Source organism: Stenotrophomonas sp. CC22-02, from assembly GCF_004365115.1.
Classification (GTDB): Bacteria; Pseudomonadota; Gammaproteobacteria; order Xanthomonadales; family Xanthomonadaceae; genus Stenotrophomonas; species Stenotrophomonas forensis.
The window spans coordinates 71,822-92,175 of sequence record NZ_SOCO01000003.1 but is presented as its reverse complement, the minus strand read 5'-3'; the positions used below and the strand labels follow the sequence as shown (position 1 = coordinate 92,175).

Sequence of the window (20,354 nt, the reverse complement as noted above, 5' to 3'; positions counted from 1 at the left end):
GGTGAGACGTGGTGCCTACGTTCTCGTTTGATGACTTTGCGCTTACTACGTTGAATCCCGCAACGAATGCGGGAGACGGCAGCCTGCTATCTGACCAACAGAAGGCAGTCGTTCTTGACTACCTGAAATCCCCGGGCTCGGGACCCGACACGCTTACAAGCTACGAGGATTTTCTCAAGCAGAAGATTGCTAGTCATCCGCCGAAGCTTCCGCCAAGCATTGATTACGTCGCTTTCTCAGGGAAGGACCGAGCTGGCGCCTCCAACTTCCTGAGTGCCGTCGCGTATGTGGAAGACGCGGACTACAAAGCTGGGATCATTGGCAACACGCCATGGGGAAAATACATCACCGATGCCGGAGATCGCCCCTCCCAGCACCCAGACTTCCTAGCGATTACGGATAAGTTTGAGAGCTTCATGAAGACCCAGGGCTTCGTTCCCTTGGGCGATTACAAAGGCGCGCTCCAGGACATGATGTGGAACGCCGGCAGTTCCCAGTTCCTCGAAAACGCCATCTCCACAGGCAAGCCGCTTGTCGCCTTCGTAGATGGGGCGCCCGCCAATCGTGGGTTCAGCAACTTCGAACTGCCCACCGCGCTCGAACACCCGCAACTCCGCATCAACGGCTACCCCATAACCGCCTTCGGCCCAGAGCCGCTGGCCTTCGCAAGCCAGTCCGCCGCCGAGTACCAGGCGCTTGAGCGCAGCCTCGCGCAGCATGCCACTACCAACAGCGCGCAACCTGTCGACGTCGCGCAGGTGCGCCTGCATCTCAAACCCATCGATGGCTATGACGCTGTCAGCAAGACGCTCTTCGAACGACCGCTGCACGACTACAGCGCATTGAACCTGAGCGAGATGTCGACCACGCGCGCGAACTGGGTCGCGGCGCATGCCAACCTGGGCACCGGGCCACGCCTGTTCGCTGATCTGCCCGAACCACCATCGCACGCACCCCTGCAGCCAGGTGCTCCACGCGGCCCTCCCCAAGCGGCAGCCGTTGCCGAAGCAGTGGCCGACGTTGCACCGCATGGCATGCACGCCGGAATCAATCCGGCCATCAAAGCTGCAGGCGTTGCCGGTGTCGCCCTGCTTGCGCACGACTTCGCCACCTCCGGGCACAAGTGGATCGAGCTGAACTCGCAGGGCAATGCAGCAGGTGCAGATTCCACCGCTGCACACTTCGTCGGCCGCAACGTCGGTGGTGCAATAGGCGGCTTTGTTGGCGGCGCCGGTGTCGGCCTTGCTTCAGGCTCATGGACGGGCCCCGGTGCCATTGCAACAGGTATCGGTGGCGGCGTCCTGGGAGCCTACCTCGGCGAACGCTGGGCCGAGCAGAAAGACATCGAACGCGTCTATTCCCAGGTTGACCCGATGGGGCGCACCTGGTCGCGCAATCCGGACGATCCCAACGGGCGTTGGCTAAGAGCCGGCGAACAGCAGCAGGTCCAGAGCAGCGACCTCGGTACTGGGGTGGAAGTCCGCCCGGTACAGACGGCACAGGGTGACGAGGTCACCTTCCGCACCAACTACGTTGCCACCGGCACATTGGAGCGCCAGTTGAACTGGCAGGCGGCTCGAGCCTCATATGAGCTGGGCCTGTCGAACCCGCCACCACCACAGAATCCCTACCGGCTGAACGCCAATGGCTTGGCCGAGCCCGCGCGAGGTGCGTTCGAAACCGATCGCGCCTTTGTGCGCGATACCAGCTCAGGACAATGGGAACTTGAAATCAAGGAAATGGTGGATGGTCGGGTGCCCAACAGCCGCCACCTGCCAGTCTCGGCGGAGCAGGCGCAGGCGCTGGATGAACAGTCGCGCACGGTCATCGCCCAGAACGCATCAAACACCAAAGCCGCGATCGCTGCGCGCTACATGGTTGCTCACGAACAAGGACGCTGGAACGACTTCGGCGACGCGAACAATCCATCTGTTCCCCGCGCCGTTCAGGACGCGGAAGCCAGCGCCAACACGCTGAACGCGAGTGACGGCAACGCCTACACACGGCAGACGGACGGCCAATGGATCAGCAAGGGCATGATCTTTGACAGCATCGCCAACCGGAACCTGAGCGACGAGCTTGAGATCACCTGGCAAAGCCAGAATGACGGCATCGCCGGGCTGCATGACATCGCCGCACAACTGAAAGACACCGCGCAGATTGCACCCGAGGGCATTCGCGGCCAAGTGGATGCGCTGTACGCGCGGCATGGCATCGAACGCACCGAGCAGCAGCTTGCGGCTACGGCCGTCGCCGTGGAGCAGACGCTGAACCTGCAAGGCAGAACAGGCGACGTGGTTCTGGAACTGATGCCAGACCCTCGTACCCACGCGCCCAGTGCAGAAAGTGCCATCGCCACGTTCGGTGACGCGGGCGGAAACCGAATGACGCTCACCGGCACCACCACCATTGAAGATATTGCACGCGCTCAATCACAGCTTCGGCCTGAGGCCTCGCTGGCTGCCCAAGGCGCTGCGCCTGCAGATCAGGCGACGACGCCCGACGTGCCCGAGCTACGCATAACTGCGTTGACTGCCAAGGAGCAGGACGCACATCAGCAAGCGCTGCAGGAGGCCAATCGCCAAGGCAGCGCGGCGGTGGATGCGCAACAAGCGGCGTCTGCGGCCGTGCTGGAGGTGCGAGGAGTGCAGATTGATCCGGCTGAGGCACTGAAGGTCGACAGTGACCTGCAACGAGGTGCGGCAACCAGCGCCGCCGTTGAACCCGTTCGCGAGCCCACTTCGGCGCCAGCTCCGGTCATCGCGGCGCCCTCGGCGTCGATTGTTGAGCCAGAGCGCACGCGCCGCTCGCGTGAGAGTGAGCAGCCAGTAGAGAATCGCTCTGAACGACAAGCCGATTCGATGCAGCGTGCAGAGGATGCCACCCGGCAGGACGTTCGGAAGGAGGAGCCGGCACCGGCTGCACCAGCAGTGGGCCCTCAACGTGCCTCGCAGCATGAACCGACTGTAGAGCAGGCCCGTGAGGAGCGGAATGCCTCGGTCGTAGGTGCTGCGGCCAGCGCAGGCTCAACCCAGCCAGTTCACCTGCAGGAGCACAGGGCTGAGGATCCCGCGCATCAGGGCGGTGCTGAGCCGCAGAAGCTTACGGACGCACTGCCGGTGCAGCCCGCCGCCGCTACAGCTCAAGACAAAGCAGACGAACAACCTACTGAGAGCGAGCAGGCCCCAAGGACCGCGCAGGAAGTTCCGTTGGATCTCCCAGTCCTGCCACCACCCGCCCGGGACAATTCAGGGCTGGAACCTGCAAGCCCCCGAGCCGCTGACGTTGGCGGAGACGCTCCCCATCAGGCAGCACTTCCCTCCTCGCCCTCGGGTGAGGAACGCGTCCTCGCTGAACATGTAGAGCCGCGGCCCGCCACTGTGGCGCAAAGCAATCCAATGCAGCCCGGCCACCCCGATCACGCGCTCTATCAGCAGATCCGAGAGGGCGTGGAGGAGCTGGACGCCAAGCATGGCCGCAGCTTCGACGTCACAAGCGAAAGAATGACTGCGAGCCTGCTGGTCCTGGCCAAGGACAATGATCTGTCCCACGTTGATCATGTGCTCGTAAGCAACGCCACTGCAACGCATCCTGCTGGCCATACCCTCTTCGTGGTGCAGGGCGAGGCGAGTGACCCCGCCCATCTGCGAGCTTCCATGCCCACTGCGGAGGCCGCGCAGATGCCGGTAGAGGAATCACTGCTGCAGTTTGATTCGGTCAGCAGGGAGGCGCAGCAGCGCGCACTGGCCAATCAGCAGGAACAGCAACTGCAGGACGAGCGAGCACAGCAGGACATCCAGGTGCGCGCGGCAAGCATGGGGTGAGTACCGGGTTCAGATGCAGGCCACGATGAATGGCTCGGATCGATAAAGCCACCATTGCGCTACCTGTTCGAGAGTCCGAACCAGTGAGACACCTGTAAGCGACGCTGCTGCTCCCTATGGAGAGCGGTCATGACCGATATCGACCCCGCCTGGCTGGAAGCCTTCGACAAGGAGCTTCTCCACCTGTTCGCCATCGACCATAGCGATGCCGGCATGGATGAGTACCTGCTGGGCTGCTACGCGGACCTTCCACCACGCGAGGCGGCACTGGCGTTCGGCAGCGACTACGACCTGGAGCGCGACGATGCGCTGTGGCCACGGCCGGGCGCGCCTATGTGATCCGCGCAGAAGTCCTGCAAGTCTGTATTCAAGGCAAGCGATGCCAGAGGATGGCCGCTATGCTGGCAGCGCACCGGAATGGAAGCCACGTATGCCCCGTTTGAACGCCGCCCTGGCACTGACCCTCGTTCTGATGCTGCTGGGCGCTTTGCCTGCCATTGCCATGGCTCCAGATCCACGCATTTCCACAGAGGTGTTTGTAGAGGCAGATGACAACCCCACCTTCAAGCTGCAGCAGGCGCCTGCGGTGGTGTATTCAACGCCACCGGTCACGGCCGCTGATACGTCGCCGCAGTTTCCCTTGCAGGTGCTGTTGGTGACTCAGCTGGATGAGCTGGGCCACGTAACCAACGTGATGGTGGCGCGGTCCAGTGGGCGGCGGGAGTTTGATCGTGCGGCGCTTGATGCGGTGGATGAGTGGCGCTTCGATCCGGTCGTGGTTGAGGGCGTCGCGAAGCATGCGCGGGTTCGGGTGCGTTTGACCTTCACGCCGAAGACTGAGGCGCCGGCCGCCTGAACCGCTGATCCAGCCTGTCGCAACTGGCCCTGCATCGCGGCCTTGGCTGCGGGCATTTCTGTGCTTGGGGTCAATAACGCCAAGGCCTTCAAGACCATTGCAGCGCAATCGTTTGCTGCCTTAACACCGTGTGCGACAATGCCGAAAGCGTCAGGATTGGCAATCGCCGGTTCTGCAGTTTCTTGGCATTTGGCAGCTGCGCGGGTATCTCTTGGCGTGCCACCGGAAAAGGGTGGCGCGGGACTCGAAAACCCGTGTAACTGCCAGCTGTAGCCGCTCGCCAGCCGGCGTCACCTTTTGTGTGGCGCCGGCTGGCAATCCGTTCGCGTTCCATGGCGGGCGGTGCGTGGGGGTCTTCGGACCCGCCGGTCTGGCATTTACCGGTTTTCGAGCCCGCACCGTCCGCCACCTTTATCGGTGGCCCTGCTGTCTGTCCTGTACGGAGCATTGCCATGAGCGCAACGAAGCTACCCGGTGTGAACACCCGCCGCGATCCGGCCAACACCGATCACGAGAAAGATCCCTCCCCCTATCCCCTTGGGTTTGTCGCCACGCTGCATCGCATTTGCGCAGGCGCCGCTGCCGATGGGCAGCCCTGGCCCGAGCGCAACATGAGCCTCGGGCGCAGCATGCAGATGGCTGATGCGGATTGCGCGCTGGGCGGCCTTCGCGTGGTGGCGGAGCTGATGCTGGCGGCGGAGCGCACGCGGCAGAACGGCACCGACGAAGAGTACGTGGGGGACCGGGTGATGGAGGGGTTGAAGATGGCGTGTGTGGCGTTGACTGTGATGGCTACGGAGCGGGTGCAGGGGCAGAAGTAGCGCAGTTGGACTCAGCCATCTGTCGCGTGATTGCTGACTCTCCACGGGTTATCGGCCGACCTTTCTCTTTCTAGTCCATCCCCTAACTGCAGAGCGTTCAATGAGGTCTGTGATCTATGGCTCTGTCCTGTTGGCGGCACTATGTGCGGCGATCACCAGCTGTCATGTACCCAAGGCTGGCTTGCAACTGCGGACCTTTCCGAAAGTCTCCGACTCTGAGTTTGCTGTCATGCGCGAGGAGGCCGTTCGGCTTGTGCGCGAGGGCCAGGTGCTGGACACGCGGTACCCGGGAGAGAGGTACTTAGAGGTCGGCTGCGACGGCAAGCCCGTGATGCTGGTGGACAACTCGTTGGAGCAGCTTGTAATTGTGCTGTATGCGGGTAGGGATATTGATGTCCCCTGCGTTGTGCCAGTGCTGTCGCATTGGAGTGGGCGGATTGTGCCGGAGTAGTGGCCGCTCATCTTGAGTGAGCATGCTGGACGAGCTTCCGTCCAGCCTCACCCCATGAACACCGACGACGCCAAGGATTTGGCCGGCACGGCAAGTGAGACGCCCTCATGCCACCCCCATCCTCGCCCTCGTTGATCGACGGAGTCCTAGTCGACTAAGCTCCGACAACGCCCTGGCGGCCACCTGCCCAGCTTGCCGCCGGCTGCCCGAAGCAATCGAGCATGGTGCTCCTGCAGCTCAGGAGTTCGGCAATCCTCCCCATGGCCACACGGCGCCACTAAAGAATCAGCGATAGGGGCTTCCACCCTGGTATGATTCCGTCAGGCGTCGGGGGGCGCGGCTCAGACATTCAGAGTGGAGCACTGAACCCTGCCGCAGACAGATTGGGGCCGGCATCCTGGATCAAAAGCGACCACCCTTTCTGAACGCGAAACTGAACAAGGGAATGGTCGTAGGCAGATGGATTTTTCACGGTTGACCGCTATCCAAGTCTCCACAGATTACTGCGCCGTCGCTGGCCAGGATCTCTATTCCCTTGCGATCACTGGATATCCACTCCGAAAGGCGATCACTCGCGACACTCGAGTCGAGTCGGATAGCGCATTCCCATACAACTGCCACGCGCCAGCTCATGTCCAGAAGCGACCTGACTACCGCCAGGTCGCGCTGTCGATTGGCGGAGAGTTTCGCATCCCAGAAGGCTGCGCGTGTCTTCGGCAGTCTGAAAAGAGGGCAACCCTCATGGCGATGCCAGAAGCACCCGTGTACGAACACCGCAGCCTTCCATTTCGGAAGCACAAGGTCAGGCTTTCCTGCGAGGCCCTTCGTATGAAGTCGAAAGCGGAAGCCGCGCGCCCAGAGGTGCCTTCGGACAGTGACCTCCGGCTTAGTGTTCCTGGCCCTGATTCTCGACATCAGTGCTGATCGAACAGCCGGGCTCATCACATCAACCATCTAGCAGAGACTCCGTCTTGACCGCAGTACGTAAGCCCATCGGTGTAATTGATATCTTTGCCGGCCCCGGTGGCCTCGGCGAAGGGTTCAGCAGCTTCAAATCCGAAGAAGGTGCCAAGTACCCCTTCGAACTCGCGGTATCCGCTGAAATGGAGAAGTCTGCACATTCGACTCTCCGTCTCAGGGCCTTCTATCGCCTTCTCATCCGGCAGGAAGGCCAAGTTCCGCAAGAGTACTACGACTATCTGGATGAAATTGCGAAGGGCGACGCCCTTCCTCCGGCAACACACTTCGGAAACGGTCGATGGAGCGACCTGTGGGCTGAAGCCGAGCGAGAAGCGCTCAACCTCACTCTGGGAGAAGAGCGGGACAATCATGCCCTCTATTCACGGATCAACGAGGTCAAGGATCAGTACGAGAAGATGATCCTCATCGGAGGCCCCCCGTGCCAGGCTTACTCCGTCGTAGGCCGGGCTCGCCAGCGGCATGTGGAGGGGTTCTCCTCAAAGGGCGACAAGAAGCATTTCCTCTACAAGCAATACCTAGGTCTTCTTGACGAGTTCTCACCCGCTGTCTTCATCATGGAGAACGTCAAGGGAATCCTGACTTCCAAGGTTGGCAACAAGGAGATGTTCGCTGCAATCATGCGCGATCTCTCCGACCCTGCTGCAGCCCTGAAAAGGGAAAAGAAGGGGGGAAAGAACGGGTATCGCTATGTGCTTCTTCCTATCCACGTTGAGGCGAATCAGAAGCGGACCAGCGAACTTGTCGCGGAGGATCCGTCTGCATTCATCATCAAGTGTGAGAACCACGGAATTCCACAGGCGAGACACCGGGTTATCATCATGGGTGTCCGGGAAGATCTTCTTCCCGATGGAATCGAGGACTTGCCCGGCCTCAATGCCGCAGAGCCGGTCAGTGTGAAGAAAGCCCTCGAGGGGCTTCCCAGGCTGAGAAGCGGACTGAGCCGCAAACAGGACGATCCCGAAGAATGGCGGAAGGCCATGGAATCGGAGAGGGATCGCCTGGTCCGGATTCTGGGCAAATCCCATCCAGAGCTGATCGAGAAGCTCAGCTCGATTGTTCCATCCGGCGGGCTTCCGCGCGGCTCGATTAAGTACACCCAGGACAGCAACCCTTACGTCAAGCAGCTCAAGAGCGACTCGCAGCACGCCGTGCTCAACCATGAGACTCGGGGACACATGAAATCCGACCTCGGGCGCTACCTCTTCTGCGCGGCATTCGCGCGCGAGCACGACAGATCACCGACCAGCCGTGACTTTCCAAAGAAGCTCGCGCCTGATCACTTGAACTGGGAAAGTGGTTCGTTCTCGGATCGCTTCCGCGTTCAGCTCAAGGGCAAGCCTTCAAATACGGTGACCAGCCACCTTTCGCGAGATGGTCACGCGTTCATCCATTGGGATCCTCGCCAGTGCCGAAGTCTCACTGTCAGAGAGGCCGCTCGGTTGCAGTCGTTCCCGGACGACTATGTTTTCCTCGGCAATAGGACTCAGCAATTTGTACAGGTCGGAAATGCAGTTCCGCCTTTGATTGCCAGACAGATCGCCCGAGTCGTGTGGTCGATACTGAGCTAGGCGGAAGGTTCAACAGGGGGAACCAATGAATCAAGGGGAAATGGAGTCCCTAGGCTCTAAAGGTACCCGGGCTGGCAGTGAAGCCAGCGCCGGGGACAAGCGGCAATCATCGCTGAAGCCGCTCCTTCGACTCGCCGCGCTTCGCGGCGATGCGGAGCATGTTCTGCGCTACCTTCAACTCGGGGGTGACGTAGAGGCACGCGACCAGCAGGGGCGGACACTACATATGCTTGCCGCTTCCAAAGGGCATCTGGATCTCTGCCGCCTGATTTCGGAGCATGCTCTCGATGTTCAGCGGCGTGCAGTCCAGAAGGCTGACGATTCACCAGCCACGCTGGACGGCCTCTGGAGCAATGAACGTGATGGTGAGGCCGAGGAATCTGCTCAAACGCGAGCCACTGATTCTACACAGAACTCCTCTCCGAACGGTGCTGAGTTCGAGTCCGAGTTCTTTGCCACTTGGGAGGAAGAAGTCGCGACCGAAGCGCCGCTGGAGGATCCCTCACTTCGATCGACAATACAGATCGTGCAGGAGGTGATTTCCAAGCACGTAATTGTCGATAACGATGAGGACTGGAGTGACCTGGCGAAGCTACTCCCAAGCCACGCCGAAATTTCACTGGTCCGGGAGCTCAATCACAGCTCGACACATGGACTCTTCGAAGCGCTAGTTCATCGCGCCCAGATGGAGGGCAACTTCAATCCTCTTGACCTTGAGGTCATCTCCCGTGAGATTGAAGGCGATGAGAGGGGCGATGTACTTCGCCAGCTCACTGTCCTTATGGGCCAGATTGACGCCGTACCGGAAGACGATGATGAGTGGCTACCTCCTCTGCATCTAGAACAGGAGAGCAAACCAGCATCGGACAGCGATACCGGTGAATTGGAGCAGTTCATGCAGGATCTCGCGTCCATGACGAACGATCCCTACTTCCACTTCGCAAAGATTGCCCAGTCGTCTGTTCTGCTTGACCGTACGGGCGAAGAACGAATTGGGCTTCTGCTGGACTTCTCCCTCAAGGATGCGTATCGCGCCATCGCAGAGAGCCCCCATGCTGTCGCGTCGATAGCAGGCCTAGCCACAGACTTTGAGCGGGGTCGCGTCTCAGTCGGCCAAATCAGCCACATCAGCAACGAAGACGATGAGCGCGCCAGCGATCTTCTCGACGCCTCGGATGACGCCGATGATGATCCAGCCCCGGCCCAGCCCGTCAGTGGACTCAACCTGAGCGAAATGCTGGAAAGCGCACGCTGCGGATGTTTCACCTTCCAGGAAGATCCAGACAACCAAGGTCTTGCTAGGGATGCATTGGCCGCAGTATCTGCGCTGGAGCTCACCTCATCGACCGTTAAACGATTTGACAAGGAGTTCAGGGCAGCTGGGTGCACAAACGTCCTACTGCGTAGAGCGGTGCAGCGTCTGTCGCGCCTTGAGCTCGAGATGTTCCATGCAAACGTTCGACTCGCAGTGCACGTGGCAGACAGCCACGCGTGGAGCACGCTGCCACGCATGGATCGCATTCAGGAGTGCCTGATAGGCCTGCTCAAGGCTATCGACAGATTCGATTACGCAAGGGGCAACAAATTCTCTACGTATGCAATGTGGTGGTTGAAACAGTCCGTTGGGCGGGCCATCGGAGACACAGCGCGTGTCATAAGGTTGCCCATACACGTCATGGAAAAGGTCAACAAGGTTTCAAAGGCAGTCAGAGTCCTCCGTGAAGACTCATTCGATGACGTGCGCGCCGAGGACATCGCCAAGGTCTGCGATCTATCAGTTGGGGATGTAGCAAAGTTGCTGAATGTGGCGCACGACGCGATCTCTTGGGACCAGCAGGATGAGATAGCAGATTCGGTCCTCGCCACTCCAGATACCTTTCAGCCGCCTGAGGAAGTCACTGATGGATATTTGCGTAGGCGAGCGATCGATGACTGCCTAAGTGCGCTTGGTTCAAGAGAAGCTGAAGTCATCCGACATCGGTTTGGATTGATCGACGGCAACGACAAGACATTGGAGGAAGTCGGCCAGATCTTTGGCGTAACTCGAGAGCGGATACGTCAGATTGAGTCCAAGGCGCTAAGACTGATGCGCCACCCTTCGCGACGTCTCAGGGAGTTGGTCGATGGAAAGCCGGAGGCTGACGATGCAGCAGAACAGTAAGGGTAGGCCGCAAGGCCGAAATGCTCCCCCCAGGGCTGACGCCATGATTGAGGCACTGCGCGGCCTGGGTTACACGACGGCCACGGCGCTGGCAGACCTGGTGGACAACAGCATTTCCGCTGGCGCCGGCCATGTAGAGGTCGGGTTCAATTGGAATGGCGTAGACAGCTGGATATCCATTGCAGATGACGGCAGAGGCATGAACGATGCTGAGCTATTCAGCGCAATGCTCCTCGGCGACCGCAACCCCTTGGACGTACGGGGGGCCTCGGACTTGGGTCGCTTTGGCTTGGGACTCAAGACAGCATCGTTCTCACAAGCCAGAAGGTTGACCGTTCTGAGCATCAAGGATGGTCAATCGAGCTGCCTGCGCTGGGATCTGGATGTCCTTGCTTCAGATCCTGATGGCGGGTGGCACCTTCTTGATGGACCCGAGTCATCCTCAGAGCCACGCCTGGTACAGCACACTACCCAGTCATCAGGGACAGTAGTCCTGTGGGAACAACTCGATCGGATTGTCACTGAAGGCTTCACAAGCAGGCATTTCCTTGACCTCATTGACGACGTGGAGCGCCACCTCGCAATGATCTTCCACCGCTATCTTGACGGCAGCGGCCCCGGCATTGAGCTGCGGCTCAACGGGAAAGCAGTTAGACCGTGGGACCCATTCCTGTCGTCAAATCCGGCAACCTGGAGGTCACCCGAGTCGAGCGTTGGCGAAGGTGGTCTGAGAATCACCAGCCAGGCCTTCGTGCTGCCCCACAAAGACCGCCTCAACGACAAGGCCTACGCTGAAGCGGGCGGAACCGAGGGATGGTCGAGTCAACAAGGCTTCTACATCTATCGTGGACGGAGACTTTTGGTTGCAGGCAGCTGGCTCGGTCTGGGACGTGGACGCTCCTGGTCCAAGGACGAGGCTCACAGGCTCGCACGCATCCGGCTGGACCTGCCCAACGATCTCGATGCGCAATGGAAGATCGACATCCGCAAGTCATCCGCTCATCCTCCCGCTGCACTGCGGGATCAGCTCTACCGCTTGGCCGAAGACGCGCGCGACAGGGCGCGCAAGGTATTCCTGCATCGGGCGCATTCGAATTCATCGCTGGGCCGCCGCGACGAGGTTGTACCCGTGTGGCAGTCGAGAGAGACGGCGACAGGGCGACGCTACCGTGTCGACCGGACGCACGCAGCGGTGAAAGAACTGCTGGATGACGCAGCGTACGGCACCAAGGTTGAAGCGATGTTACGTGTCCTCGAAGAAACTATCCCCGTGCAGAGAATCTGGCTTGAAGCTGCGGAAAGCGGAGAGCATGCAAAGGGGGGATTCACAGGGGAGCCCGACGACTCAGTTCGAGAGGTTCTCAATGTGATCTACCGGAGCCTGGTGGAGAAGAAGGGCATGTCGCCAAGCATGGCAAAGCGGCAGCTTCTAAGAACCGAACCCTTCGATCTCCACTCAGAGCTGGTCAAAAATTTGCCGGACAACATCTCCAAGGACTGAAGAGAGAACCATGAGTGACTCAAGCGAAAGCAGCGTTATCAAGATTGTCCAGGAGCTTCTGGCTGGCGAGAAGGATTCAGGACCGATCACTCCTACGTTGATTGACGAGAAGATCAGCCTGGTGCTGATGATGAATCGAAAGTGGGCAGCCGATCTTGATCGTGACGCTGTTACGGACGAGCTTATCCGGCGATTCAGTGTATGGATCGGTGATGACATCAGTCTCTCCGACGATCGTGGTCATGAACCCTGGCTCGACTCCTCCAGGAAAGAGGACTGGCGCTACTGGCAGCGGTACCGGGAGATGATCGAAAAGGACTTGTCTTGGGACATCGCTGACAAGCTGGACAAATCAACCGACAAGATTTTGGGGATGCTTGAGGACCCTCTGCGCTCTGGCCAGTGGAGTCGCCGGGGACTTGTTGTCGGGCACGTGCAGTCAGGCAAGACGGCGAGCTATACCGGTCTCGTATGCAAGGCAGCGGATGCGCAGTACAAGATCATCATCGTCCTCGCCGGGCTGCACAACAACCTGCGATCCCAGACCCAGATACGGCTTGAGGAAGGCTTTCTGGGGTATGAGACCAACTCTACGCATGATGTACTCAAGCGCGTGGGCGTCGGCTTGATCGACAGTGACCTGTCCATCAAGCCCAATTGCGCTACAACACGAGCTGACAACGGTGATTTTGGTGAGTCAGCTGGAAAACAGTTCTCGATCAGCCCCGAGCAGCGGCCTTGGCTGTTTGTCGTCAAGAAGAACAAATCGGTACTTTCCAGGCTTCTCAGGTGGATTCAGACGCACGTCGCGGACGCTCCTGTTCCAGGCGCGGAGCCCGCCTCCGCAAACACGAAAGAGCTCCCCATCGTGGCCAGAAGGGCTACCAAGTTCCCATTGCTCATCATTGATGACGAGGCTGACAACGCCTCGGTTGACACAGGTGAAGAGGTAGTCGACGAAGAAGGGAAGCCCGATGAGGAACATGATCCAACAGCGATCAACAAACTTATCCGGCGCATACTGAATTCATTCTCGCGGTCAGCGTACGTAGGCTACACCGCCACGCCTTTCGCAAACATCTTCATTCATGAACGCGGTGAGACACGCAACGAAGGCCCTGATCTCTTCCCCTCTGCCTTCATCCAGAACCTGGCGGCACCGGACAATTACGTCGGCCCTACGACTATGTTTGGGCGCGCGTCCCCGGAGGGTCGCAAGGGACAGCTTCCACTGACCCAACCTGTGGGCGACTACCAGTCAGACGACAAGGCAACGGGATGGATGCCTACGGGCCACAAAATCGACCATGTTCCGGTGTGGAGCAGTGAACACGCACTGCCACCAAGTCTAAGAGAGGCAGTCGACTCCTTTATCCTGGCATGCGCTGTCAGGAAGCTCCGTGGTCAAGGAAAGAAGCATAGCTCGATGCTCGTTCACGTCACACGATTCAACAACGTCCAGAAGGCGGTAAAGGCTGACATTGACGATTACGTCAAGCATGCCCGACAGGCGATTGGGCGCGGGATCGACCACGCCGACGCCCTATCCGGGCTGCAGGACCTGTGGAACCGTAACTTCCTTCCTGCTTCTGCAGCGGTTCGTGAGCTTGGGTTGGGTGACCTTCCCAGTGCGGATGCGACTTGGCGAGACGTCGCGTCTGCGCTGCCGGGAGTACTCGATGACATCGAAGTGCGAATGATCAACGGAACTGCCAAGGATGCCTTGGATTATGAGCAGAACAAGGATCGAGGCCTCAAAGTCATCGCCATCGGTGGCGACAAGCTTGCGCGCGGTCTTACGTTGGAAGGTCTCTGCACCAGCTACTTCTTGCGCGCATCAAAGATGTACGACACGCTGATGCAGATGGGTCGGTGGTTCGGATACCGTCCGGGCTACCTTGATCTCTGCCGTCTCTATACATCCCCGGACCTCATCCGCTGGTTCAAGCACATTTCTGATGCATCAGCAGAGCTGAGAGAAGAGTTCGATCTCATGGCCAGCTCTGGGGCCACGCCTAGGGAGTTTGGCCTGAAGGTCCAGTCGCATCCCGAGATGATGGTCACGTCGCAGATCAAGATGCGGAGCGCGAAGACGCTGCACCTTTCATACAGTGGTGAGCTTGTCCAGACAGTCAGCTTCCCGACTGATCAACCGACTCTGAATCGAAACCTGGATGCAGGTAATCGACTTACTGTGCAAATGGGGAAGCCTGACGAGAGCAACCCCATAAAGGCTGCATTCCAAGGGGGCTCCAAGGAATGGCAGGGGCATCTCTGGCGAGGCGTCGACTTCACAGCCATAGCCGACTTCCTTGACAACTACAGCACGCTGTCAGCCGCCCACCGGGTGAACAGCAACGTGCTTGCTAAGTTCATCCGTAAGATGGCGGAAACAAACGAGCTCACGGAATGGACAGTGGCTGTTTTGGGGACTCAATCGGGTGAGCCCTATGAGCTGGCTCCAGGGATTGGTGTTGGCATGGCCCGCAGAAAGGCCGATTCGATGGAGGGGAGCCGGTATTCGATTGGCGTCCTCCTTGATCCAACCGACGAGTCAATTGACGTAAACCGGGATCAATGGGACGCCGCACTCGCGCTCACCGTATCCACTTGGGAGAAGAAGGAAGAGAAGAAGTCTGCTTCGCCTCCGGACACCCCCAGTGGCGTGGCGCTGCGCCGAATTCGAGGCAAGGGAACGTCGACCGTAACGGCGGAGCCAGAGAAGGGTCTCCTGATTCTGTATGTTCTCGATCCAGCTCGTGCAGGCGCCAAGATAGGGGCAGATTGGGAGCGCCCGAAGAACCTTGCAGGCGCCCCACCCGTGCTGGCATTTGCCGTGAGCTTCCCTGGAAGCAGCTCCGATATCAAGGTTCCCTACAAGGTGAACAACGTCGGTTGGGAGAGCGAGTATTCCGACATCCCCGAGTACGTCATCAACAACATCGGCTGGGAGGATATGAATGCTCCGCTCCAGCGGTGACACAGAGCTGGTCGCCGCGTGGCGCGCCCTGAGCGGCCTTGCCACAGGTGATGGCTGGAAGGTTATCGAGCTTTTCAGCATCGGCAACTGCTGCGTGATGGCAGGCCGCCGTGGCGCGCGGAATGAAGAGAGCCTATTGGTCGGCATCAAGGGAAACGTGCCATCCCAACCATTTCAGCTTCCACGCGGCCAGGGGTTCAGCCTCATAAGCACAGAGCTTCAGGGCCACCCTGCAGGCCATTCGTGGTTTGCCTTGGTGCGACAGGAGTCGGGATCGCTTGAGCTCTTTACCAAGGTGGCCGTAGATCTGGTGAACCTGATGGAGAGCACGTCGGCTCAGGACGGCCTGCGGATTCATAGTGCAATGATTTCCAGGATCCGTGCCTGGCAAGCCTTCATGAAGCGCGACAGCGATGGCGTTCTTTCCACGGAGGAGGAGATTGGGCTCTTTGGAGAACTCCTGGTTCTTCAGAACCTTCTGGACGATGGGGTTTCAGAGTTCGACGCTCTCGACAGCTGGACTGGGCCTGACGACGGCCTACACGACTTTCTGCTCGGTGATGGCGCTATCGAAGTGAAGACAACCTTGGCGCCGGCGGGATTTATCGCGAGAATTTCCAACCTTGATCAGTTGGATGACAGCCTGCACCAGCCTCTCTTTGTTGCTGCAGTTCGTCTTGCCCAACTGAGTGAAGGAGCAACCCTTCCCGACTTGATTGACCAGGTGGCTGCACAGATCCGCGATCCAGGCGCATCGGCCCTGCTGAACAGTCGGCTCGTTTCGGCTGGCTACATGGACATGACTCGAGCCGAGTACACAAGGCGCTTCCGCTCCAGTGAGCTCACATATCGAATCGTATGCGCTGACTCGCCTCGCCTCACTCGTGCCAGCGTGCCCGCAGCAATCCTTGAGGCACGATACTCGCTCGATCTGGATACATTCCCGATTGCGGCGTCCACTTATGCAGATATTTCGACTAGTCTTGGAGTGAAGAATCAATGGAATTGACCGATTTCCTTTCGCAGATTCGTGCGGAAGTACAGGATGAAATAGAGGATCGAATGTCCGTTTCTGGGGCCGCGTATCCCTATCCGGAGCTGGTTTTCGCCGAGATTACGATGCGCCACATGGAAGAAGTGGGCATGACGTACGAGCCACAGGTCTGCCACGTTGATACGCGCGTCCACGTCGGAAACATCAGGCTAAGCGGATACTCCATCTCTGAGGACGGGGAACGCCTTGACCTGTTCGTGACGTCCTACAAGGATTCGGACAAGGTCCAGGCCGTTCCGGACTCTGAAGCAAAGCAAGCAGCGGAGTACTGCTTCCGATTTCTTTCCCAATCTGCCCAGGGAAAGATGACGAAGACGCTCGATCCATCGAACGATGCGTACGAACTCGCGGTGCATATTGAACGTGGCTATCGGGACTTCGAGGAGATCCGGATCTACGTGCTGACGGATGGCCAGGTAAAGACCAAGAACTTCAAGTCTCAGGAGGTTGGGGGCCGGACCGTACGACTTGAGGTGATGGACATCGAGAGGCTCAACCGCCACCTGTCAGAGGGAAAGCCGAGGGACGAGCTGGTAGTCAATTTTGCGGAAGTGGCGGGCACCCCGCTCCCGTGCGTCTATATTCGGGGCGAGGAGGACAGCTATGACTACGCGATGACCGTATTCCCGGCCGACGTGCTTCGCCATCTGTATGACAAATACGGCGCCCGACTTCTCGAGGCAAATGTGCGGTCATTCTTGAGTGCGACCGGAAAGGTCAACAAAGGCATCCAAGCCACGCTGCGCTCAGAGCCAGAGAAATTTGTCGCCTACAACAATGGCATTGTGGTGGTCGCCGACGAGGTCAGCCTTGGGAGGACCAGCGATGGTGGACCGGGCATTGCATGGCTCAAGGGAATGCAGATCGTCAACGGTGGTCAGACGACCGCATCCATCTACTTCACCAAGAAAAAGTTTGCAGACACCGACCTGTCCAAGGTTCAGGTTCCGGCAAAGGTCGTAATCCTGAAGACTGAGAACTCTGCTGCAGAAGAAGCGCTTATCAGCGACATCTCGCGGTTCGCGAACAGCCAGAACACGGTCAAGCAATCTGATCTATCTGCAAACTCACCATTCCACGTTGAGCTAGAGAAACTCTCTGATACCGTCTATTTGCCAGATGGCGTCGGCCGGTGGTTCTATGAACGCGCCTCAGGCAGTTACAACACCAAGCTGGCACGAGAAGGCAGTACGGCTGCCAAGTACCGGGCCCTCAAGACAGCAGTCATTCCCCCGGCCCGCCGCTTGGTCAAGACAGACCTCGCCAAGTTCCTGAACTCTTGGGATGGACGTCCAGACCAGGCCAGCCTCGGCGGTCAGAAGAACTTCGCCCGATTCATGGATGACGTGAAAGAACGGGAAGAGCGTGGAGAATCTGTGGTCCCGGATGCAACTGGGTTCAAGCAGATGATTGCCAAAGTCATCATCTTCAAGCAGGTTCAGTCCCTCGTCCGTCCGCTACTGCCTGCATTCCAAGGCAATGTAACCATCTACCTTGTCGCGCTTCTTTCCCAACAACATGGGCAGAGGTTGGATCTAATGCGAGTATGGGAACAACAAGGACTGTCTGCGGCTTTCAAGGATCAGGTTAGGATTTGGGCGAAGGAGGTCAATGCAGCTTTGCATGCCTCCGCCAGGGGCAAGATGATCAGCGAGTGGGCAAAGAAGGAGGAGTGCTGGATAGGCTTGAAGACCATTAAGCTTAGTGACGCTGGGACGGCGATTCCCGAACTAAAGTGAAGCCTCAGCTACGCCTGCGCTCCCTCATCTCAATCAACTGGAAATACTAGCCATGGAAGTTAAGTCAATACTTGACGATCAAAAAGTCAAAGCGCAGAGCATACTAGTTGAGATGGAAGTACAGCAGTACCTAGTTCTGGCGGAGCACCTAGTAAACTCTAATCCGTTTCAACGAAAAAGAGTTAGAGGATCAAAGACTGTTTACTCACTTCTAAAACGAGACTTTCTCGAAGGATGCGTCATCCCACCGATCGTATTGGCGTACACCAAGAATGGTGGAGACTTCGCCCGCAATCCAATGCAAGCATTCCTCGAAGACAAGTCTCATTTTTCGCTTCTGGATGGACTTCAGCGCACATACACCCTTTTGGACCTTCGGGCCGAAATCGGAGACGCGGAAGTCCTAGCAACTTTCATGAAGAAGAAAATTCGATGTGAGATCTATCAAGGAATAGATCGACTGGGCATTCTATATCGAATGCTTACGCTGAATACCGGGCAGACCACAATGTCCCTGCGCCACCAAGTCGAGATAATGTACATAGATTTTCTTGACACCAGAATTGAGCACATCCAGCTACTGCGCGAGCCGGATAGGCCTAGCAGGTCCGTCAGTAGCTACAGCTTCAAAGATGCGATTGACGGATTCAATGCGTATATTGCAAGGAGCGAGTCCCCGCTTGATCGTGGCGAAATTCTGGACAACATCAATAGCCTTGAGAACATATCAAAAGAGAATAGAGATAACGATCTATTTTGCGAATTTGTTCGCGCATGGGACAGGTTCATTCTCGCAATCGACGCACTGTCCCTGAGATTGCCAGATAATGATGCTGAATATGATCAGCGCGAGGACGAAGATGGAGGTGAGAACTCGTCACCCCGTAATTGGGGATCGACCGGACTGCGCGCCTTTAAACGACCACAGGCCTTGTCGGGGTTTGGAGCATCTGTGTCAACGCTCCGGGATGCCGGTGTCGACCTGTCTTTTTCCTCGCTTGAATTTTCGACTTTAGATATTGGCGGTGATGGAGATGACTTCATGCTGTCTCTTAACAACTCCATCTCAACTCTGAACTCAAGAGCAAAGCGCATTGGCAATGCTCAGCGCCTCTATTTTCGCCAGTTCTTTAGGGCATTGATCAGTCCCGGCTCTGACTCTTTCATGAACTTACTTAAGTCCGAGTCAGAGGCAATGACTAGCACATTGAGACTCGGCATATAATATATGTTCAAGATAAAGGAGTTGCGGTTCAGGCGAAGAGATGGATCCGTTGTCTCTCGCGACGTTCCTGATGATCTAAACCAAGCATTGGTCGCGAAGGCGTGCGTCAATGATTATCTTGTACTGGCCGTGTCGTCATCGATGGAGCTTCCAGAACAGTCCATCTCCAAGGTCAAGTACAAGGAAAGAACTGCAGGATTTCTTATTCCTGGGCAGGCACTCCTATCTCCTCAGCATCCGCGCAACACTGATCCTCACTATGCCGCTTATAGTCTCGTTGCTGCGCTGGACGTGTGCGCAAGGTCATTCGCTGGGGACTTTTCACTTTCCTCAAGTGCCGCTGAAGCTGAAAGACCAGGAGATATACCTTTCCTAGAGGGTGACGCCTATCTTGTTCTGTGGAGAGATGTTATTGGAAGCGATGATCACTCAAGATTCCAGCCATCTCTTTTCTTGAATGGAATATACAGCCACCGGGGGAATCGCAATTATTGTGGGATGGATATCATCCCAAGCGAGACAATTACCCTGAAAGACCCCCCAATTTATTCCCAGTACGCAAATTCAGTGTTTTTTAACCTTTATCCATATGCCTCATTTGCGCCACTGAAGTTCTTTTACGCTTATCAGATCATTGAAATGCTAATCGGGATTGATTTCAAAGTTCGTTCTGAAGCGATACGCGAAAGATTGAACGCAGCCGCTCCGGTAAGCATCACAGCCCTAAGAGATATTGTTGACGATTTTAAGAAGTCCTATCAGGAGCTGCCAAGAATCAGAGAAATTCTTTCGCCGGTATGCGGAATCACCGAATCTTCGCTGAATCGCCTATTGGATGACATGGAAGAAGACCGGAAGGAAAAGACTTTTCCGGAGAAGATATACCGGGTAAGGAACATTCTTTTTCACGAACATCTCAGAGCACATGATTTTGATGAAGGCGTGATGTCGGTGGGTGACAGTCTCATCACCTACCTAGCGAAGAACAAGTTCTATTCTTAGTTCGAAATATTCAGGCGATTTATTAGTGACCGAACCTAAGTCCCCCCATAGCTCAGACTCGATCTGCTTTCGCCCCCTCCAGTATCCAACTCGGCAGAGTATTCATGCCAAGTGAGGCGAGTACATAGGCGTGCTATTGGCCAACTTGGGACGGAGGTCAGAATCGGTAATTTCTCAGTAAAAAAGGAGGG

General features: G+C 57.5%; 13 protein-coding genes. 12 read left to right on the top strand and 1 reads right to left on the bottom strand.

All coding sequences use genetic code 11. The features are described 5' to 3' along the window. Nucleotides 1-11: 11 nt before the first annotated feature. The 4 genes from N440_RS19990 to N440_RS19975 all read left to right on the top strand — a co-directional run bounded on the left by N440_RS19990 (nt 12) and on the right by N440_RS19975 (nt 5,501). Nucleotides 12-3,824, top strand: coding sequence for an XVIPCD domain-containing protein (locus tag N440_RS19990; RefSeq protein WP_133936426.1), 3,813 nt, complete (start codon nt 12-14; stop codon nt 3,822-3,824). Nucleotides 3,825-3,953: 129 nt separating this feature from the next. Continuing rightward, nucleotides 3,954-4,163 (top strand): hypothetical protein, encoded by a 210-nt coding sequence (locus N440_RS19985; protein ID WP_133936425.1) that lies wholly within the window; start codon nt 3,954-3,956, stop codon nt 4,161-4,163. Nucleotides 4,164-4,254: 91 nt separating this feature from the next. Continuing rightward, nucleotides 4,255-4,680, top strand: coding sequence for an energy transducer TonB (locus tag N440_RS19980; protein ID WP_133936424.1), 426 nt, complete (start codon nt 4,255-4,257; stop codon nt 4,678-4,680). Between the two features lie 452 nt (nt 4,681-5,132). Continuing rightward, the gene (locus N440_RS19975; RefSeq protein WP_133936423.1) at nt 5,133-5,501 is read left to right on the top strand and encodes a hypothetical protein; all 369 of its coding nucleotides are present in this window, start codon (nt 5,133-5,135) and stop codon (nt 5,499-5,501) included. A gap of 919 nt (nt 5,502-6,420) precedes the next feature. On the opposite strand, the gene N440_RS19965 is transcribed toward N440_RS19975, so the two are convergent. After that, nucleotides 6,421-6,894, bottom strand: coding sequence for a very short patch repair endonuclease (locus N440_RS19965; protein WP_279587431.1), 474 nt, complete (start codon nt 6,892-6,894; stop codon nt 6,421-6,423). 29 nt (nt 6,895-6,923) lie between these two features. On the opposite strand from N440_RS19965, the gene dcm reads away from it, so the two are divergent. Genes dcm through N440_RS19925 form a run of 8 tightly spaced genes read left to right on the top strand, consistent with a single transcriptional unit; the run spans nt 6,924 to nt 20,163 of the window. Further along, nucleotides 6,924-8,501: a DNA (cytosine-5-)-methyltransferase gene (gene dcm, locus N440_RS19960; protein WP_133936420.1), complete on the top strand. Its 1,578-nt coding sequence runs from the start codon at nt 6,924-6,926 to the stop codon at nt 8,499-8,501. A gap of 25 nt (nt 8,502-8,526) precedes the next feature. Then, nucleotides 8,527-10,662, top strand: a complete 2,136-nt coding sequence (locus N440_RS19955; RefSeq protein WP_133936419.1) for a sigma-70 family RNA polymerase sigma factor — start codon at nt 8,527-8,529, stop codon at nt 10,660-10,662. Nucleotides 10,663-10,705: 43 nt separating this feature from the next. Then, the gene (locus N440_RS19950; RefSeq protein WP_243831388.1) at nt 10,706-12,163 is read left to right on the top strand and encodes an ATP-binding protein; all 1,458 of its coding nucleotides are present in this window, start codon (nt 10,706-10,708) and stop codon (nt 12,161-12,163) included. Nucleotides 12,164-12,173: 10 nt separating this feature from the next. After that, the gene (locus N440_RS19945; RefSeq protein ID WP_133936417.1) at nt 12,174-15,143 is read left to right on the top strand and encodes a Z1 domain-containing protein; all 2,970 of its coding nucleotides are present in this window, start codon (nt 12,174-12,176) and stop codon (nt 15,141-15,143) included. Then, on the top strand, nt 15,124-16,152 hold the full coding sequence (locus tag N440_RS19940; protein ID WP_133936416.1) for a PD-(D/E)XK motif protein: 1,029 nt from the start codon (nt 15,124-15,126) through the stop codon (nt 16,150-16,152). The genes N440_RS19945 and N440_RS19940 overlap by 20 nt, the downstream gene beginning before the upstream one ends. Further along, complete coding sequence (locus N440_RS19935) at nt 16,143-17,936, top strand: AIPR family protein (RefSeq protein ID WP_133936415.1); 1,794 nt, start codon at nt 16,143-16,145, stop codon at nt 17,934-17,936. Before N440_RS19940 ends, N440_RS19935 begins: the two co-directional genes overlap by 10 nt. A gap of 52 nt (nt 17,937-17,988) precedes the next feature. Next, on the top strand, nt 17,989-19,161 hold the full coding sequence (locus tag N440_RS19930) for a hypothetical protein (protein WP_133936414.1): 1,173 nt from the start codon (nt 17,989-17,991) through the stop codon (nt 19,159-19,161). 3 nt (nt 19,162-19,164) lie between these two features. Next, nucleotides 19,165-20,163 carry a hypothetical protein gene (locus N440_RS19925; protein ID WP_133936413.1) on the top strand — a complete coding sequence of 333 codons (999 nt, stop codon included), beginning with the start codon at nt 19,165-19,167 and terminating at the stop codon, nt 20,161-20,163. Nucleotides 20,164-20,354 lie beyond the last annotated feature (191 nt).

Coding starts and splice junctions, on each gene's coding strand:
- N440_RS19975 (WP_133936423.1), top strand. CDS start 5,133: ATGAGCGCAACGAAGCTACCCGGTGTGAACACCCGCCGCGATCCGGCC.
- N440_RS19940 (WP_133936416.1), top strand. CDS start 15,124: ATGCTCCGCTCCAGCGGTGACACAGAGCTGGTCGCCGCGTGGCGCGCC.
- N440_RS19950 (WP_243831388.1), top strand. CDS start 10,706: ATGATTGAGGCACTGCGCGGCCTGGGTTACACGACGGCCACGGCGCTG.
- N440_RS19935 (WP_133936415.1), top strand. CDS start 16,143: ATGGAATTGACCGATTTCCTTTCGCAGATTCGTGCGGAAGTACAGGAT.
- N440_RS19930 (WP_133936414.1), top strand. CDS start 17,989: ATGGAAGTTAAGTCAATACTTGACGATCAAAAAGTCAAAGCGCAGAGC.
- N440_RS19985 (WP_133936425.1), top strand. CDS start 3,954: ATGACCGATATCGACCCCGCCTGGCTGGAAGCCTTCGACAAGGAGCTT.
- N440_RS19945 (WP_133936417.1), top strand. CDS start 12,174: ATGAGTGACTCAAGCGAAAGCAGCGTTATCAAGATTGTCCAGGAGCTT.
- N440_RS19925 (WP_133936413.1), top strand. CDS start 19,165: ATGTTCAAGATAAAGGAGTTGCGGTTCAGGCGAAGAGATGGATCCGTT.
- N440_RS19955 (WP_133936419.1), top strand. CDS start 8,527: ATGAATCAAGGGGAAATGGAGTCCCTAGGCTCTAAAGGTACCCGGGCT.
- N440_RS19980 (WP_133936424.1), top strand. CDS start 4,255: ATGCCCCGTTTGAACGCCGCCCTGGCACTGACCCTCGTTCTGATGCTG.
- N440_RS19965 (WP_279587431.1), bottom strand. CDS start 6,894: ATGAGCCCGGCTGTTCGATCAGCACTGATGTCGAGAATCAGGGCCAGG.